This is a genomic window from Kocuria sp. ICS0012 (assembly GCF_001665945.1).
GTDB classification, from domain to species: Bacteria; Actinomycetota; Actinomycetes; order Actinomycetales; family Micrococcaceae; genus Kocuria; species Kocuria marina.
Window position 1 is genome coordinate 1 of sequence record NZ_LZMM01000080.1, and the last position, 14,325, is coordinate 14,325.

Consider the following 14,325-nt stretch of genomic DNA (forward strand, 5'->3'; position numbering starts at 1 on the left):
CCCGCCCCCCCCCCGCGACGCGGCCCCCCCAGACCCCGCGGCGCCCCCCCTGTCCCCCCCCCCCCCCCCCCCCCCCCCCCCCGGGCCGGGGGGCCCCGGGGGGGCCCCGCCCCCCCACCCGTATTCCAGTTCGGGGCGCCCGGGGGTGCCGTGTCGCGCCCGCCGCTCCACGGATCCCGCCGCGCACAGGTGCTCGAGGTAACGCCGCGCGGTCACGCGGGCCAGCCCCAGTTCACGGGCGAGCTCACCCGCGGAGTGGTAGTCGGGGGCCTCCCGCAGGAAGCCGGCGACCGCTTCGAGGGTGTCGGGAGCGAGACCCTTGGGCGGTGCGGGAGCGGGGTGAGCAACCAGGGCGGCGAAGATCCGGTCGAGCTCCGCTTGCTCGATCGCGGCGTCGTCCGGCGTGGCCGCCGCGAGCACCCGGTGGTAGGCGGCGTAGGCCTCGAGCTTGCGCCGCAGCTCGTCGAACGTGAACGGTTTCACGAGGTAGCCCACCACCCCCACCGCGGTGGCGTCCCGCACCGTGGCCACGTCCCGGTGTGCGGTGACGATCAGCAGGTCCACGGCCGCGCGCTGTGCTCGCAGGGCCCGGGCCACCTCGAGCCCGGAGATGTCCGGGAGCGTGAGGTCCAGCAGTACGAGGTCCACCGGGGTCGACGACGCCGCCCGCTCCCGCACCGCGCGCACGCCCCCCGTGCCGTTGCGCGCGACCCCTGCCACCTCGAATCCCGCGCAGCGGGCCACGTACTCGGCGTGCGCGGACGCCGTCAGGGCTTCGTCGTCCACCACGAGCACGCGGATCATCGGTTCTCCTTTCGATCGAGGGCGGGGTGCTGCGCGGGGATGTCCACCGAGAACACTGCGCCCGCCTCGTGGGACACCGTGAGTTCTGTACCCCAGCCCTCCACCGCCCGGCGCACGACGTCCAGGCCCACCCCGCGGGGTGCGTCCGTGGCGGGCTTGGTGGTGACCCCGGGGTCGAAGAGCCGCTCCCGGACGTCCGGTCGGATGCCGGGCCCGTTGTCGGCGACCGTGAGGTACACGAACCGCCCGTCTCGGGACGGGACGAGTTCCACCTCCACGGTGGGCGGTTCGTCGTCCGGACGTTCGTCCCGTTCGACATCGCTGACCGCATCCACGGCATTGTCGACGAGGTTGCCGAGGACGCTCACGAGCTCGGAGGGGTCCACGGCGAGCGGTGGCACCCGCTCGTGGGTCACGACCACGAGTTCCACGCCGCGTTCGTGGGCCGTGGCGGTCTTACCCGCGAGCAATGCCGCGACGTACGGGTCCTCGATCTCCCGGGCGGTCACACCCAATCGCACTGACCCCTCGAGGGTCGAGGCCGCGAATTCCCGGGCCTGGGGGTAGCGCTCGAGTTCGAGCAGCGAGACCACGGTGTGCATCCGGTTGGCGTGCTCGTGGGTCTGGGCGCGCAGCCCGGCGGCCATCGTGCGCACGGTGTCCAGCTCGCCGGACATCCTGCTCAGCTCCGTCTGGTCCTGGACCATCAGCACACGCAGCCCGGAGTCCTCCGAGACCCGGGTGCACGAGGCCACCAGGGTGCGTCCTGCCACGGTGCAGCGTTCGTCCGCGAACGTGCCCGCCCGGGCGAGCAGCTCGGCCACGGCCGGGGGCACGGGCTCGGCGGCGGGGCGGCGTCGTCGTCGGGCGATCCCGCGTGAACCCGAGAGACCGCGACCGCGTCGTGGGCTCCCGGGGCCGGAGCGGGCGTTGTCGTACGGCTCGAAGCGGGCGTCCTCCGGCGAGGAGCCGCGCTGCTCGCCGGGGGTGACGCCGAGCAGCTCACCGGCGCGCGTGTTGCTCAGCACCGGGCGGTCGGCGGGGTCCAGCAGCACGAGCCCCTCCCGTGCGCGGGACAGCACCGCGCGATTGAGAGCGAGACCGCGCACGAGAGATTCGGGGGAGCGCCCGTCCGTGACGCGGTTGAGGTAGCGCGCCACCAGGACGCAGACCACCGAGGCCGCCGCGAGCAGCGCACCCACGATCAGGGCGAGTCCTGGCAGCTCGTGGCGGCTCTCCGCGGCGATCCGGTTCACGAGCACCCCCGAGGACACGAGTCCGATGATGGTCCCGTCCCGGTCCCGCACGGGCGCGATCGTGCGCACGGAGGGACCCAGCCGACCCACCTCGGTCGCGGTGTGCACCTCGCCGTGCAGCGCCTGCGAACGGTCGCCCAGGTACTGCTGACCCACGAGGCCCTCGTCGTGGTGGGTGATCCGGGTGCCGTCCGGGGTCATGATCGTGATGAAGTCCACCGCGGTGTCCCGTTCGAGGGTGCTCGTCAACTCCTGCAGCCTCGGGTGGGGGTCGGAGGAGAGCAGTGCGTCCCGCACGAACGGATCGTCCACGAGTGTTCCCGTGGCCACCCGCGTGACCGCCTGGGCCTGCTCCGTGACCCGAGTGTGGGTCTGCCACACCATCACACCGGCCACCACGAGCGAGATGACCACCACGAGCCCCAACTGCAGGGCGAGGAAACGGCGGGCGAGGGACATGGCGGCTCCGAGCGAATGGTGCGGGTCGTACGGGCGGGCAGCGGGAGGTCCGCGGCGGGCACTGTGATCCCGGTCATGAACGATATGACCACAACGCGACGCGGGCGCGGATGGTGCGTGAGGCTGGTCACCATTCCACCACCGAACCACCTCCGATCCGTCAGGAGACACCATGTCAGACACGCGCGTCCGGGGCAGCGTCCCCGGGGGAGCCCGCGCCGCGGGCGCCGGTCCGCGGAAGAAGGACCGCACCCACTACCTCTACATCTTCGTGATCGCCGGCGTGGTGCTCGGCGCGCTGATCGGGTTGTTGTTCCCGGACGTCGGTGTGGCGCTGAAGCCGCTCGGCACGGGGTTCATCGCCCTGATTAAGATGATGATCGCACCGGTGATCTTCTGCACGATCGTGCTCGGGGTGGGGTCCATCGCCCACGCCGCCACGGTGGGCAAGGTGGGTGGGCTCGCGCTGACCTACTTCATCGTGATGTCCACGTTCGCGCTCGCGATCGGTCTGGTGGTCGGCAACATCGTCCAGCCCGGATCCGGACTGGACCTGGCCAACGCGCACTACGACTCCTCGGGGCTGGCCTCCGGGGGAGACCACTCGGCCGAGGGCGGTGCCGTGGGCTTCGTGCTGGGCATCGTCCCCACCACGCTGTTCTCCGCCCTGACCTCCGGGAACATCCTGCAGACCCTGCTGGTCGCGCTGCTCGTGGGCTTCGCACTGCAGGCCATGGGGGAGTCCGGCAAGCCCGTGCTCAAGGCCGTGACCTACATCCAGGCGCTCGTGTTCCGGCTGCTCATGATGGTCATGTGGCTCGCACCCATCGGTGCGCTCGGGGCGATCGCCGCGGTGGTCGGTGCCACCGGCATGAAAGCCATCGTGTCCATGATTGGGCTCATGCTCGCGTTCTACGTCACGTGCATCCTGTTCATCGTGGTGGTCCTGGGGTTGATCCTCAAGCTCGTCTCCGGGGTCAACATCTTCTCGCTCATGAAGTACCTGGCCCGCGAGTACCTGCTGATCTTCTCCACGTCCTCCTCCGAGGCGGCCCTGCCGCGGTTGATCGCCAAGATGGAGCACCTGGGTGTGTCCAAGCCGGTCGTGGGTGTGGTGGTGCCCACGGGTTACTCGTTCAACCTGGACGGCACCGCGATCTACCTGACCATGGGCGCGCTGTTCGTCGCGGACGCCATGGGCAAGCCGCTGGCGCTGGGGGAGCAGATCACGCTGCTGCTGTTCATGATCATCGCGTCCAAGGGTGCGGCCGGTGTCTCCGGCGCGGGCATCGCCACACTGGCCGCCGGCCTGCAGTCCCACCGCCCGGACCTCGTGGACGGCGTGGGGTTGATCGTGGGGATCGACCGCTTCATGTCCGAGGCCCGCGCCCTGACCAACTTCTCCGGTAACGCGGTGGCCACCCTGGTGCTGGGCACGTGGGTCAAGCAGGTGGACAAGGACCGGGTGCGCCGGGTGCTCTCGGGTGCCGAGCCCTTCGACGAGGAATCCCTCACGGTGGACCCGCACGGCTCCCCGACCGCCCCGGAGCAGGCCCTCGAGGGACATCCGGAATCCCGGCCCGTGACCCCGCGGGAGCACTGACTCCCCAGGTCACGCCGCCGAGCCCCCGTACCGGGCCCCACCGTCACCGCGGTGGGGCCCGGTGCATGTCCACGTTCGTGCGGGGGAGCGCAGCTGGTACCGGTCGGGTGCACCCCCGGGCGGTAGGGTAGGGCGTTGAGACTTGAACGGACGCCCAGGAAGGAAGGCTGTCGCCCGTGAGCAACGCCAGTGATGAGACGCCCCAGCAGAACCCGGCGTCGGACGCCGTAGGCCCCACCGGCCGCCCCGTGCGGACCTTCCCGGACCCGCCCGAGCTCACGGAACACGGCCCCGCCCGCATCATCGCGATGGTCAACCAGAAGGGCGGGGTGGGTAAGACCACGTCCACGATCAACCTGGGGGCCGCGCTCGCCGAGCTGGGGCGCAAGGTGCTGCTCGTGGACTTCGACCCGCAGGGCGCGCTGTCCGCGGGCTTCGGGTCCAACCCCCACGAGCTGGACCTGACCATCTACAACGTCATGATGGACCGTTCCGTGGACGTGTGGGATGTGGTGCAGCAGACCCATGTGGAGAACGTGGACCTGTTGCCCGCCAACATCGACCTCTCCGCCGCGGAGGTCCAGCTCGTGACCGAGGTGGCCCGCGAGCAGGTGCTCGCGTCCGCGCTGCGCAAGGTCGAGGACTACTACGACGTCATCCTGATCGACTGCCAGCCATCCCTGGGGCTGCTCACGGTCAACGCGCTCACGGCCTCCCACGGCGTGATCATCCCGCTGATCTGCGAGTTCTTCGCGCTGCGCGCGGTCGCACTGCTCGTGGATTCGATCTCCAAGGTCCAGGAGCGGATCAACCCCAAGCTGCAGATCGACGGTGTGCTGGCCACCATGTTCGACTCCCGCACCCTGCACTCGCGCGAGGTCATCGCGCGCATCGTGGACGCGTTCGGGGACAAGGTCTTCGACACCGTCATCAAGCGCACCGTGAAGTTCCCGGATGCCACCGTGGCCGCGGAGCCGATCCTCAACTTCGCGAGCAACCACCCCGGTGCCGAGTCCTACCGTCAGCTCGCGCGCGAGCTGATCTCGCGCGGCGGGGCGCCGTGATCCCCACGCACTCGTGAGCACCGTCGAGCGCGAGGCGAACGCGGCGTCGGGTGGGTCCTCCGGCGAGCCGTCGGACGCGCCGTCCGGGGCGGCCGCGGGTTTCACCGTGGCGCTCGAGAACTTCCAGGGTCCGTTCGACGTCCTGTTGTCCCTGATCGCCAAGCACGAGATGGACATCACCCAGGTGTCCCTGTCCGCGGTCACGGACGAGTTCATCCAGTACGTGCGAGAGTTGCAGGAGATCGCCTCGCCCAAGGCGCTCGACGAGGCGAGCGAGTTCCTCGTGGTCGCGGCCACCCTGTTGGATCTCAAGGCGGCGCGCTTGTTGCCGCGCGGCGAGGTCGAGGACGAGTACGACGTCGAACTGCTCGAAGCGCGCGACCTGCTGTTCGCACGCCTGCTGCAGTACAAGGCGTTCAAGGAGGTCGCGGGGCAGCTCAACGCGCGCTTCGCCGCGGAGTCCGTGCGGATCCCGCGCCACGTGGACCTGGACCCCGCGGTCGTCACGGCCCTGCCGCCGCTCATGTGGACGCTCACACCCGATCAGCTCGCGCACCTGGCCGTCGTGGCGCTGGACCCCGAGCGGCACGTCCCGGAAGAGGTCGACGTCGCTCACCTCCACGGCGCGCGGGTGCGGGTCGCGGACGAGGCCGAGACGATCGCCGAGGCGCTGCGGGACGGCGAGGAACACACGTTCCGGTCGCTGATCGCGGACGCGACGTCCACGCTCGTGATCGTCGTGAGGTTCCTGGCCCTGCTCGAGATGTACCGAGACCGGGTGGTGCGCATGCGCCAGGACGAAGTGCTCGGACCCCTGCTCGTGCGCTGGGACGGCTCCGACGACTGGACCGCCGAGTCCCTGAGCAGCGAGTACACGGGCGCGGAGGCGGATCCGGCGGCGAGCGCCGGGGAGCAAAACCTGGGAGAATGATTCCCGCACAGGATCGGTGTGAACCGTACCGAAGGAGATGATGAGCGCGTGGCGGAACCCAGCCCCGCACGACCCCCCAATGTCGACATCGTCGACACCCACGACTCGGAACAGCCCACAGGGCTCGACGACGCGCAGTTGTATTCGGCCCTGGAGGCCGTGCTCATGGTGGCCGCGGCCCCCGTGCAGCTCGAGGAGTTCGCGCGCGTCACGGGCGAGCCCGTGCACCGGGTACGCAGCGCCTTGGAACACCTCAAGGCCGACTACGACGGCGTGATCGGAAACACCCCGGCGCACTCACCACGGGACGGCGCCGCCGGATATGATGGACGGTCGGCCTCCCGTGACGACACGGTGCCCGCCGCCCGCGTGCGTGGTTTCGAACTGCGCGAAGTGGCCGGCGGGTGGCGAATCTACTCCCGCAGCGAGCATGCGCAGCTCGTCACGGACTTCGTGGTGGAGGGCAGCAGCTCGCGGTTGTCGCAGGCCGCCCTGGAGACCCTGGCCGTGGTGGCCTACCTGCAACCGGTCTCCCGTTCCCGTGTCTCGGCGATCCGCGGCGTGAACGTGGACGGCGTGGTACGCACCCTGGTGCAGCGCGGGCTGCTTACGGCCCACGAGCGCGAGGAGGCCACGGGCTCCGTCTTGTACTCCACCACCCCGCTCTTCCTGGAAAAACTCGGTCTCGGCTCGCTGGACGAGCTCCCGGACATCGCACCCCTGCTGCCGGGAACCGACCAACTTGACGACATAGAGGACTGATCGACGCATGGCACAATCACGCAACAACCCATCCCGCGGCGGGGGAGCCCGCGGCCCCCAGGGTCGCGGCAAGGGCTCCAAATCCGGGCCCAAGGCCGGCTTCCGCTCGGGTCCCGGTAAGGCCTCCGGATCCCGCTCGGGCGACGCAGCCGGGCGCGGCTACTCCAAGGGCCCGGGTGCCGGGCGCGGCAAGGCGGCGGGCAAGCCCAAGGCCGCGGCGTCCCGCAAGGGACCCCAGAAGCCCCGCGCGTTCGCGGGCGTGGACAAGTACGAGCGCCGCGCGGCGGCGATCAAGGAGCACGGCCCGCACCGGCGTCGTCGTCCCAAGAACCCGCCCGTGGACCGGCTGGAGGTGCACGACGAGAACGGCGTGCGGCTGCAGAAGCTCATGGCCCAGGCGGGTGTGGCGAGCCGGCGCGTGTGCGAGGAGATGATCCAGGACGGGCGCGTGTCCGTGGACGGTGAGATCGTCACCGAGCTGGGCGTGCGCGTGGATCCTGTGCTGCAGGCCGTGCACGTGGACGGGATGCGCATCCAGACCGACGAGAAGCTCGTCTACTACGCGTTCAACAAGCCCACCGGTGTGGTCTCCACCATGGAGGACCCGGACGGCCGGCGCTGCGTGAGCGACTTCCTGGACCCTCGCAAGCACGAACGCGTGTTCCACGTGGGCCGCTTGGACGTGGAGACCGAGGGTCTGCTGCTGCTCACCAACGACGGCGAGCTCACCAACCGCCTGACCCACCCCTCCTACGAGGTCCCCAAGACGTACCTGGTCCAGGTGCACGGGCCCGTGGAGAAGGGCGTGGGCAATCAGATGAAGCAGGGCATCCGGCTCGAGGACGGCGATGCGAAGGTGGACGACTTCCGCCTTGTGGACTCCACCCCCGGGCACGTGCTCATCGAGGTGGTGCTGCACTCCGGGCGCAACCGGATCGTGCGCCGCATGTTCGACGCCGTGAACCACCCCGTGGAGAAGCTCGCGCGCACCCACGTGGGCCCCATTGCGATCGGGGACCAGCGCCAGGGCACCGTGCGCAAGCTCTCGCACACCGAGGTGGGCAACCTCCTCGCGTCCGTGGGGATGTGATCGTGGTTCCCGTGACAGCATCCACGACCGGACCGGTGCTGGTCATCGGTTCCGGTCTGCTCGGGGCGAGCATCGGCCTGGGCCTGCGGCACCTGGGTGTGAGCGTGTACTTGCGGGACTCCTCGCCCACCACGGAGGCCGTGGCCCAGGACATCGGCGCGGGGCGCAGCGTGCGCGCCGCGGACGGGGACGTGCCCGAGCCCGTGCTCGTGGTGGTCGCGGCCCCTCCGGACGTCGTGGCCGAGCTCGTGGTGCAGGCACTGACCGATCACCCGGGTGCCACGGTGCTGGACATCGCCTCCGTCAAGGCCCCCATCCTGGCCGCCGTCACGGCCTCCGGTGCGGACCTCACCCGGTACGTGGGGACCCACCCCATGACCGGGCGGGAGAAGTCCGGGCCCGTGGCCGCGCGCGGGGAGTTGTTCACATCCATGCCGTGGGTGATCTGCCCCGGTCCTGAGACCGGTGCGGGCGCCATCACGGCGGCGAAGAACCTCGCGGTGGACCTCGGCGCCACGATCACGGTGTTGGACCCCACCGAACACGACGAGACCGTCGCGCTGATCTCCCACGTACCGCAGGTGATGTCATCCCTGCTGGCCTCCCGGTTGCAGGACACCCCGCTGCACCACCTGTCCCTCGCGGGGCAGGGGTTGCGGGACACCACCCGGATCGCGGGCTCGGACCCCGGTCTGTGGGTGCAGATCCTCTCCGCGAACGCCCGGCCCGTGGTGCGCTCGCTGTACGAGGTGCGCGAGGACATCGAACGTCTCATCGCCACGCTGGAGGACCCGGCGGCGGACGGTGCGCGACTGGACATTGCCCAACTCATGGCCGAGGGCAATGCGGGCCAGGCGCGGATCCCCGGCAAGCACGGCGGGGCACCGCGGGCCTTCGCGACCTTCACCGTGGCCGTGGACGACACCCCCGGGACCATTGCCAAGTTGCTCACGGAGATCGGGGAGATCGGGGTCAATCTGGAGGACCTGCGCCTGGAACACTCACCCGGGCAACCGGTGGGTCTGGTCGTGGCCTCGGTGGATCCCAACCGCCGGGAAGGCCTCGTGGACGAGCTGCAGGAACGCGGCTGGAAGGTGGTGCAGTGATGAACGCATGGGACACGAACGCGCGACTCGTGGTCGCGATCGACGGGCCCTCGGGCTCCGGGAAGTCCTCGGTGTCCAAGGAGGTGGCCCGCCGCTTCGACCTGGCCTACCTGGACACGGGAGCCATGTACCGCGCGGTGACCTGGTGGTGCCTCGAATCCGGGGTGGATCTCACCGATCCGCAGGCCGTCACGGCCGCAACCGAGACCGTCCCCCTGGAGATGGGCACCGATCCCCACGAGGAACGGATCACGGTGGCCGGGCAGAACGTGCGCACGGCGATCCGCGGTAACCGGGTCACGGACCACGTCTCTGCGGTCTCCACGACCATCCCCGCCCGCGAGGTCCTGGTGCGCATGCAGCAGGACATCATCCGGGACAGCGGGTACCGGATCGTGGCCGAGGGCCGGGACATCACCACGGTCGTGGCCCCGGACGCCCAGGTGCGGATCCTGCTGACCGCCTCGGAAGCCGCGCGGATGGCGCGGCGGGGCAAACAGGTGGGCGCAGCGGCGTCGTCGGACCTGGAGGCCCGTGTGGTGGGCAGGGACGCCAAGGACTCCACCGTGGTGAACTTCACTACGGCGCAGGACGGTGTGCACCTGCTCGACTCCTCCGAACTGACCATGGAACAAACGGTGCAGGGCGTGATCGACCTGATCATCCGCGCCACCACACACGACGGGGCGCTCGCCGCGCCTCACGACACGGGCGCCAACGCCCCCGAGGAAGCGAGGTAACCATGAGCGCATCGGACGAGCCCACGGTGGACTCCTACGAACAGTCCGTCCTGGGCGGGGGCAACGAGGACATCTCCCAGCGCCTGGCCGCGATCGACGACGCCGAGGCCGAGGCCCGTGCGCAGGCCCTGCGCGAAGGGCTGGCCGACTACGAGCTGGACGATGAGGACGCCGCGCTACTCGCGGACTGGGTCGACGGCGACGACGAGCGGGACGCCCGCCGCCCCGACCCCGTGGTGGCCGTGGTCGGCCGGCCCAACGTGGGCAAGTCCACACTGGTCAACCGCGTGATCGGGCGCCGCGAGGCCGTGGTCGAGGACACCCCGGGCGTCACGCGCGACCGCGTGTCCTACAAGGCGGAGTGGAACGGGAAGAACTTCACCCTGGTGGACACCGGCGGGTGGGAGCAGGACGCCAAGGGCATCCACAAGCGCGTGGCCGATCAGGCGGAGCTGGCCGTGGAGAACGCGGACGCCGTGCTGCTCGTGCTGGACGTGACCGTGGGGGTCACCGCGACCGACGAGGCCGTGGTGTCCATGCTGCGGCGCGTGACCAAGCCGATCATCGTGGTGGCCAACAAGGCGGATTCCCCGCAGCTCGAGATCGAGGCCATCGCGCTGTGGTCCCTGGGCATGGGGGAGCCGTTCCCGGTCTCCGCGCTGCATGGCAAGGGCTCTGGCGACGCGCTGGATGCCCTCGTGGCGGCGCTGCCCGAGTACTCGGAGGTGGCCGAGGCCGAGCTCGAGGGTGGACCGCGCCGCGTGGCCCTGATCGGGCGGCCCAACGTGGGCAAGTCCTCCCTGCTGAACAAGCTCGCCGGTTCCGAGCGCGTGGTCGTGGACGAGACTGCCGGCACTACGCGTGACCCCGTGGACGAAATCGTGATGCTCGGCGGGGAACCGTGGCGTTTCATCGACACCGCCGGCATCCGCCGCCGCGTGCACCTGCAGCAGGGGGCGGACTTCTACGCGTCGCTGCGCACCCAGACCGCTCTAGAACGCGCCGAGGTGGCCGTGGTGCTGCTCGCCGTGGACGAGGTGCTCTCCGAACAGGACGTGCGCATTCTGCAAATGGCCGTGGACTCGGGCCGCGCGCTGGTGCTCGCGTTCAACAAGTGGGACACCCTGGACGACGAGCGCCGGTTCTACCTGGAACGCGAGATCGAACGGGATCTGGCCCACGTGTCCTGGGCTCCCCGGGTGAACCTCTCGGCCAAGACCGGGTGGCACAAGGACAAGCTGGTCCCGGCGCTGCACACCTCCCTGGACTCCTGGGACCGCCGCATCCCCACCGGGCGGCTCAATGCGTTCCTGGGCGAGATCGTGGCGGCCCACCCGCACCCCGTGCGCGGTGGCAAGCAGCCCCGGATCCTCTTCGGGACGCAGGTGGCCTCCCGGCCGCCCAAGTTCGTGCTGTTCACCACCGGGTTCCTGGACCCCGGTTACCGCCGGTTCATCCAGCGTCGGATCCGTGAGACCTTCGGTTTCGAGGGCACCCCGCTGGAGGTCACCATGCGGGTGCGGGAGAAGCGCCAGCGCAAGCGCTGAGTGGTTGCCCCTACTGGCTCGGTTTCCATTCGGCGCGGGCGGCTCGCGAGTCGCTCGCGCCGATGTGAAATTCGGGCAGGGTTGGGGTAATGTAACTCGGGTGTTCGGGGCCGGAAACGGTGTCGAACACGGTCGCGGGATGTGGCGCAGCTTGGTAGCGCACTTGACTGGGGGTCAAGGGGTCGCAGGTTCAAATCCTGTCATCCCGACAGAAAAGCCCAGGTGAGAGCAGGTTTCTCACCTGGGCTTCATCATGTCCGGCGGTCGTTTTTCGTGGTCCCCTTCTGGTCCCCCCGGCGCTCTCGCCGGCGGTCACCTGTGGCCGAACGGAGCGCCTTGAACCCCTTCCTTCACCGGACGGGGCACGGTCCGCGGCCGCAGCGTCGAGTACAGCGTGGGATTCGCGATCACCGGAAAGCTCCGCGATGCCATCGATCTGGTCCCGAAGAAGGTCTGGACCCCAGCACTCGATGCCGACGGCGGCGTTCGTGAGGGCGGCGACGTCGCCGAGCTGACCGGCCTCATCGACCCGAAGGTTCTCGCCAAGTGGCTAGCCGGGATGCGGGTGATCGTGCGCCGCGAACGCCCCCACCCCGGCGCGCAACTGTCTCTGTTCGAGGAACGCGACGGCTGGCGCTACGAAGCCTTCGTCACCAACACCACGGCGGCCAGCTCGCCTTTCTCGAGGCCCGGCACCGGGCCCATGCACGGGTGGAGGACCGCATCCGCCGCGCCAAGGACAGCGGCCTGGGACGGTTTCCGTCGCGGGAGTTCAACATCAACCAGACCTGGCTGATGATCACCCAGATCGCGGCCGACCTGACCGCGTGGACCCGCCTGCTCGGCTGCATCGGCGACGCCGCCACGTTGGCAACCTGCGACCCGAAGGCGCTGCGCTACCGATTCCTCCACGTGCCCGCCCGACTCGCTCACAGCGCACGCCGACGTCGCCTTAAGATCCCGGAGTCGTGGCCCTGGGCAGCCGCGATCGTCGCGGTCTTCGCGCACATCGCCGCTATCCCGCAACCGGCCTGAGCTGGCCCGTGCGCCCCCGACATCACCACCCGGAGAACCGCAGCAAGGCAGCGCCAGCGAGCCCGTCGTCGTACCCGCAGTCACTCCGCGCACGGGCGTACTCGACCACACGGCTCCGACACGATCCCGACCGCCGTCATGAAAGACCGGGGCTAGCCCTGGGCCTCGCCGAGGCGCGCTTCGGGCGTGAGCTCGGCGCGGAGACCGCCGCCGGTCGCAGCCCGGGCAAGAGCGCGACCCAGCGCAGGTGCCTGCTTGAACAAATTGTGACCGGCCACGAAGAAGACAGAGCCTGCCTCCCACACGGCCACGCCGTCCTCACTCCACGGGAGGTCGGTCACCCAGCAGTGGAGGAAGTCGCGCGGCTCTGGGTGGAGACCGGGCAGCGCCCGTGTCACGTATTCGCGTGCGCGTTCGTCCAGCGATCGAATCGCCGCCGGGTCGATGAAAGTTCCGTCGTCGCGGACGCCGACGGTGTCGCTGAGTCCGACCGAATAGCTGCTGTTGCCCGGTAGCGGCGTCGCGTAGACGCCGACTTCGCCGAAGACGCCGCTGCTGTCCTGCAGGCACGCGACTCGTGTCGGGGCGGCGGCTTTCACGTCGAAGGTCAGCCGTACGTGTGCGGCGAGACGAACCGGCAGCGACAGGCCCACGCTGCGTGCCAGGCGGGCGGTTTCGCGGCCGGCGCACACGACCACCTTGGAGTAGACAGCCCGGTCGGTGACGCTGCGCACCTCGACCGTCCCGTCGGCGCGGGGATCGATGGAGATGACCTCACCGGTGGTGATCGCATCTGCGAGAGCACCCGTGAGTGCCGTGATCGCGGCGCGGGTGCGGATCGCGCCGCCCGACTCGTCGAGCACCGCTGGCCCCGAGTACCCAGCGAGCAGCGGCATCCGCTGGGCGACCTCGGCCGCGTCGATCTCGTGCGCTTCCACGCCGCCGACCTGGTCGAGCACCCGCAGCCGCGCCAGGGCGCTGTCTCCGATCGCCAGGACACCGTCTGATGAGACCAGCTCGACGTCGAAGTGTTCGGCCCACTCATCCCATACGCCGCGGCTTTCGCGCGCGAAAGCGACCAGTCGCGGGTCGTCATGGGCATGCCGGAAGATCCGCGACTCGCCTGCGGACTGACCCGTCCCGGGCAGACCAGCCTCGTACAAGCGCACCGGCACGCCCTGCTCCCGCAGCGCGTACGCCGTGGACAGACCGACGATCCCGCCCCCGATCACTGCTACCTCGGGTGAACGCGTCGTGGCAACGCCGTCGTCAGTTCCTGTCATCGCGGTTCCTCGATCCGTTGGTGATTAGCGATAGGCCGCAAGAGAAGGGGCCGCTGCCACGACGTCAGCGGGCTGTGTAAGCCCGAAGTCACCGCGCGCAACGACCCCTCCTCTCTGGGCCAGTACTCCCGGTCTGTGGTGTCAGGCGGGGAGTTTGGAGCCCAGGACGTCCAACTTCTCGATCGTGGGCTCGCTGAACAGTTTGCCGGTCTGCTCGCCGAGAGCGGTGGCAACTGCGCCGGACAGGTGCGCGTCGCGGCCATCGTCATCGGGGAACACGTCGAAGATCCCGAAGGAGGATGGGCCGAGACGGATCGCGAACCATGCGACGGTGGCCGGTTCCTCCTCGACGAGCCCTCGCCCGATGCCGAGGAATTCCTGGACCTCGTCTTCCTTGCCGGGCAGGGCCTCCAGCCTGACAAGCAGTCCCTTAGTCACGCTCATGACATCACCTCTTCCCGGGTCGAATTGCTCGCAAATTTCGCCCCCATCGTATCGCAGAACGCAGGCAGGTCATCGGGCGAGCGGCTGGTGATCAGGTTCCCGTCCACCACGACGTCCTGGGCCGCCCCCGGCATCTCGGGGAACGTTCACAGTGTTCTCACGTGAAGGGACGCTGCTGCACGACGCGGAGAAGAGGTGCCA

At 69.8% G+C, this 14,325-nt stretch carries 14 protein-coding genes and 1 tRNA gene; 11 read left to right on the forward strand and 4 right to left on the reverse strand.

Going from position 1 to position 14,325, the window contains the following annotated elements:
• Both A5728_RS12520 and A5728_RS12525 read right to left on the reverse strand, forming a co-directional pair.
• Positions 1-804: response regulator (locus A5728_RS12520; RefSeq protein ID WP_156523465.1), on the reverse strand; the 804-nt coding region annotated here is incomplete at its 3' end.
• Positions 801-2,519 (reverse strand): ATP-binding protein, encoded by a 1,719-nt coding sequence (locus tag A5728_RS12525; RefSeq protein ID WP_064847381.1) that lies wholly within the window; start codon positions 2,517-2,519, stop codon positions 801-803. The genes A5728_RS12525 and A5728_RS12520, both read right to left, overlap by 4 nt.
• Before the next feature lie 172 nt (positions 2,520-2,691).
• Between A5728_RS12525 and A5728_RS12530 the strand changes: the two genes are divergently transcribed.
• The 11 genes from A5728_RS12530 (at position 2,692) to A5728_RS14590 (ending at position 12,397) form a co-directional block, all read left to right on the forward strand.
• Positions 2,692-4,122: a cation:dicarboxylate symporter family transporter gene (locus A5728_RS12530; protein ID WP_082943474.1), complete on the forward strand. Its 1,431-nt coding sequence runs from the start codon at positions 2,692-2,694 to the stop codon at positions 4,120-4,122.
• A 176-nt stretch (positions 4,123-4,298) separates the two neighbouring features.
• Positions 4,299-5,186, forward strand: coding sequence for a ParA family protein (locus tag A5728_RS12535; RefSeq protein WP_064847382.1), 888 nt, complete (start codon positions 4,299-4,301; stop codon positions 5,184-5,186).
• Positions 5,187-5,292: 106 nt separating this feature from the next.
• Positions 5,293-6,117, forward strand: a complete 825-nt coding sequence (locus A5728_RS12540; RefSeq protein WP_369795637.1) for a ScpA family protein — start codon at positions 5,293-5,295, stop codon at positions 6,115-6,117.
• A gap of 48 nt (positions 6,118-6,165) precedes the next feature.
• On the forward strand, positions 6,166-6,879 hold the full coding sequence (locus A5728_RS12545) for an SMC-Scp complex subunit ScpB (protein WP_369795636.1): 714 nt from the start codon (positions 6,166-6,168) through the stop codon (positions 6,877-6,879).
• 7 nt (positions 6,880-6,886) lie between these two features.
• The gene (locus A5728_RS12550; protein ID WP_064847384.1) at positions 6,887-7,969 is read left to right on the forward strand and encodes a pseudouridine synthase; all 1,083 of its coding nucleotides are present in this window, start codon (positions 6,887-6,889) and stop codon (positions 7,967-7,969) included.
• Complete coding sequence (locus A5728_RS12555) at positions 7,966-9,075, forward strand: prephenate dehydrogenase (RefSeq protein ID WP_064847385.1); 1,110 nt, start codon at positions 7,966-7,968, stop codon at positions 9,073-9,075. The genes A5728_RS12550 and A5728_RS12555 overlap by 4 nt, the downstream gene beginning before the upstream one ends.
• Positions 9,075-9,815, forward strand: coding sequence for a (d)CMP kinase (cmk, locus tag A5728_RS12560; protein WP_064847386.1), 741 nt, complete (start codon positions 9,075-9,077; stop codon positions 9,813-9,815). Before A5728_RS12555 ends, cmk begins: the two co-directional genes overlap by 1 nt.
• Before the next feature lie 2 nt (positions 9,816-9,817).
• Positions 9,818-11,362 carry a ribosome biogenesis GTPase Der gene (der, locus tag A5728_RS12565; protein WP_064847387.1) on the forward strand — a complete coding sequence of 515 codons (1,545 nt, stop codon included), beginning with the start codon at positions 9,818-9,820 and terminating at the stop codon, positions 11,360-11,362.
• Between the two features lie 135 nt (positions 11,363-11,497).
• A tRNA-Pro gene (locus A5728_RS12570) sits at positions 11,498-11,571 on the forward strand.
• Between the two features lie 185 nt (positions 11,572-11,756).
• The gene (locus tag A5728_RS14585; protein ID WP_197493195.1) at positions 11,757-12,158 is read left to right on the forward strand and encodes a hypothetical protein; all 402 of its coding nucleotides are present in this window, start codon (positions 11,757-11,759) and stop codon (positions 12,156-12,158) included.
• The gene (locus tag A5728_RS14590; RefSeq protein ID WP_197493197.1) at positions 12,074-12,397 is read left to right on the forward strand and encodes a transposase; all 324 of its coding nucleotides are present in this window, start codon (positions 12,074-12,076) and stop codon (positions 12,395-12,397) included. Before A5728_RS14585 ends, A5728_RS14590 begins: the two co-directional genes overlap by 85 nt.
• A gap of 152 nt (positions 12,398-12,549) precedes the next feature.
• Here A5728_RS14590 and A5728_RS12580 read toward each other — a convergent pair whose 3' ends face one another.
• Both A5728_RS12580 and A5728_RS12585 read right to left on the reverse strand, forming a co-directional pair.
• Entirely contained in the window at positions 12,550-13,680 is a 1,131-nt protein-coding gene (locus A5728_RS12580; RefSeq protein WP_197493199.1) for an FAD-binding oxidoreductase, read from the reverse strand.
• Positions 13,681-13,821: 141 nt separating this feature from the next.
• The gene (locus A5728_RS12585) at positions 13,822-14,124 is read right to left on the reverse strand and encodes a putative quinol monooxygenase (RefSeq protein WP_064847389.1); all 303 of its coding nucleotides are present in this window, start codon (positions 14,122-14,124) and stop codon (positions 13,822-13,824) included.
• Between the last annotated feature and the right edge of the window lie 201 nt (positions 14,125-14,325).

Bases quoted from the DNA above. Each gene is read 5' to 3' on its own strand.
- der (WP_064847387.1), top strand. From the start codon at position 9,818: ATGAGCGCATCGGACGAGCCCACGGTGGACTCCTACGAACAGTCCGTC.
- A5728_RS12525 (WP_064847381.1), bottom strand. From the start codon at position 2,519: ATGTCCCTCGCCCGCCGTTTCCTCGCCCTGCAGTTGGGGCTCGTGGTG.
- A5728_RS12530 (WP_082943474.1), top strand. From the start codon at position 2,692: ATGTCAGACACGCGCGTCCGGGGCAGCGTCCCCGGGGGAGCCCGCGCC.
- A5728_RS12580 (WP_197493199.1), bottom strand. From the start codon at position 13,680: ATGACAGGAACTGACGACGGCGTTGCCACGACGCGTTCACCCGAGGTA.
- cmk (WP_064847386.1), top strand. From the start codon at position 9,075: ATGAACGCATGGGACACGAACGCGCGACTCGTGGTCGCGATCGACGGG.
- A5728_RS12550 (WP_064847384.1), top strand. From the start codon at position 6,887: ATGGCACAATCACGCAACAACCCATCCCGCGGCGGGGGAGCCCGCGGC.
- A5728_RS12585 (WP_064847389.1), bottom strand. From the start codon at position 14,124: ATGAGCGTGACTAAGGGACTGCTTGTCAGGCTGGAGGCCCTGCCCGGC.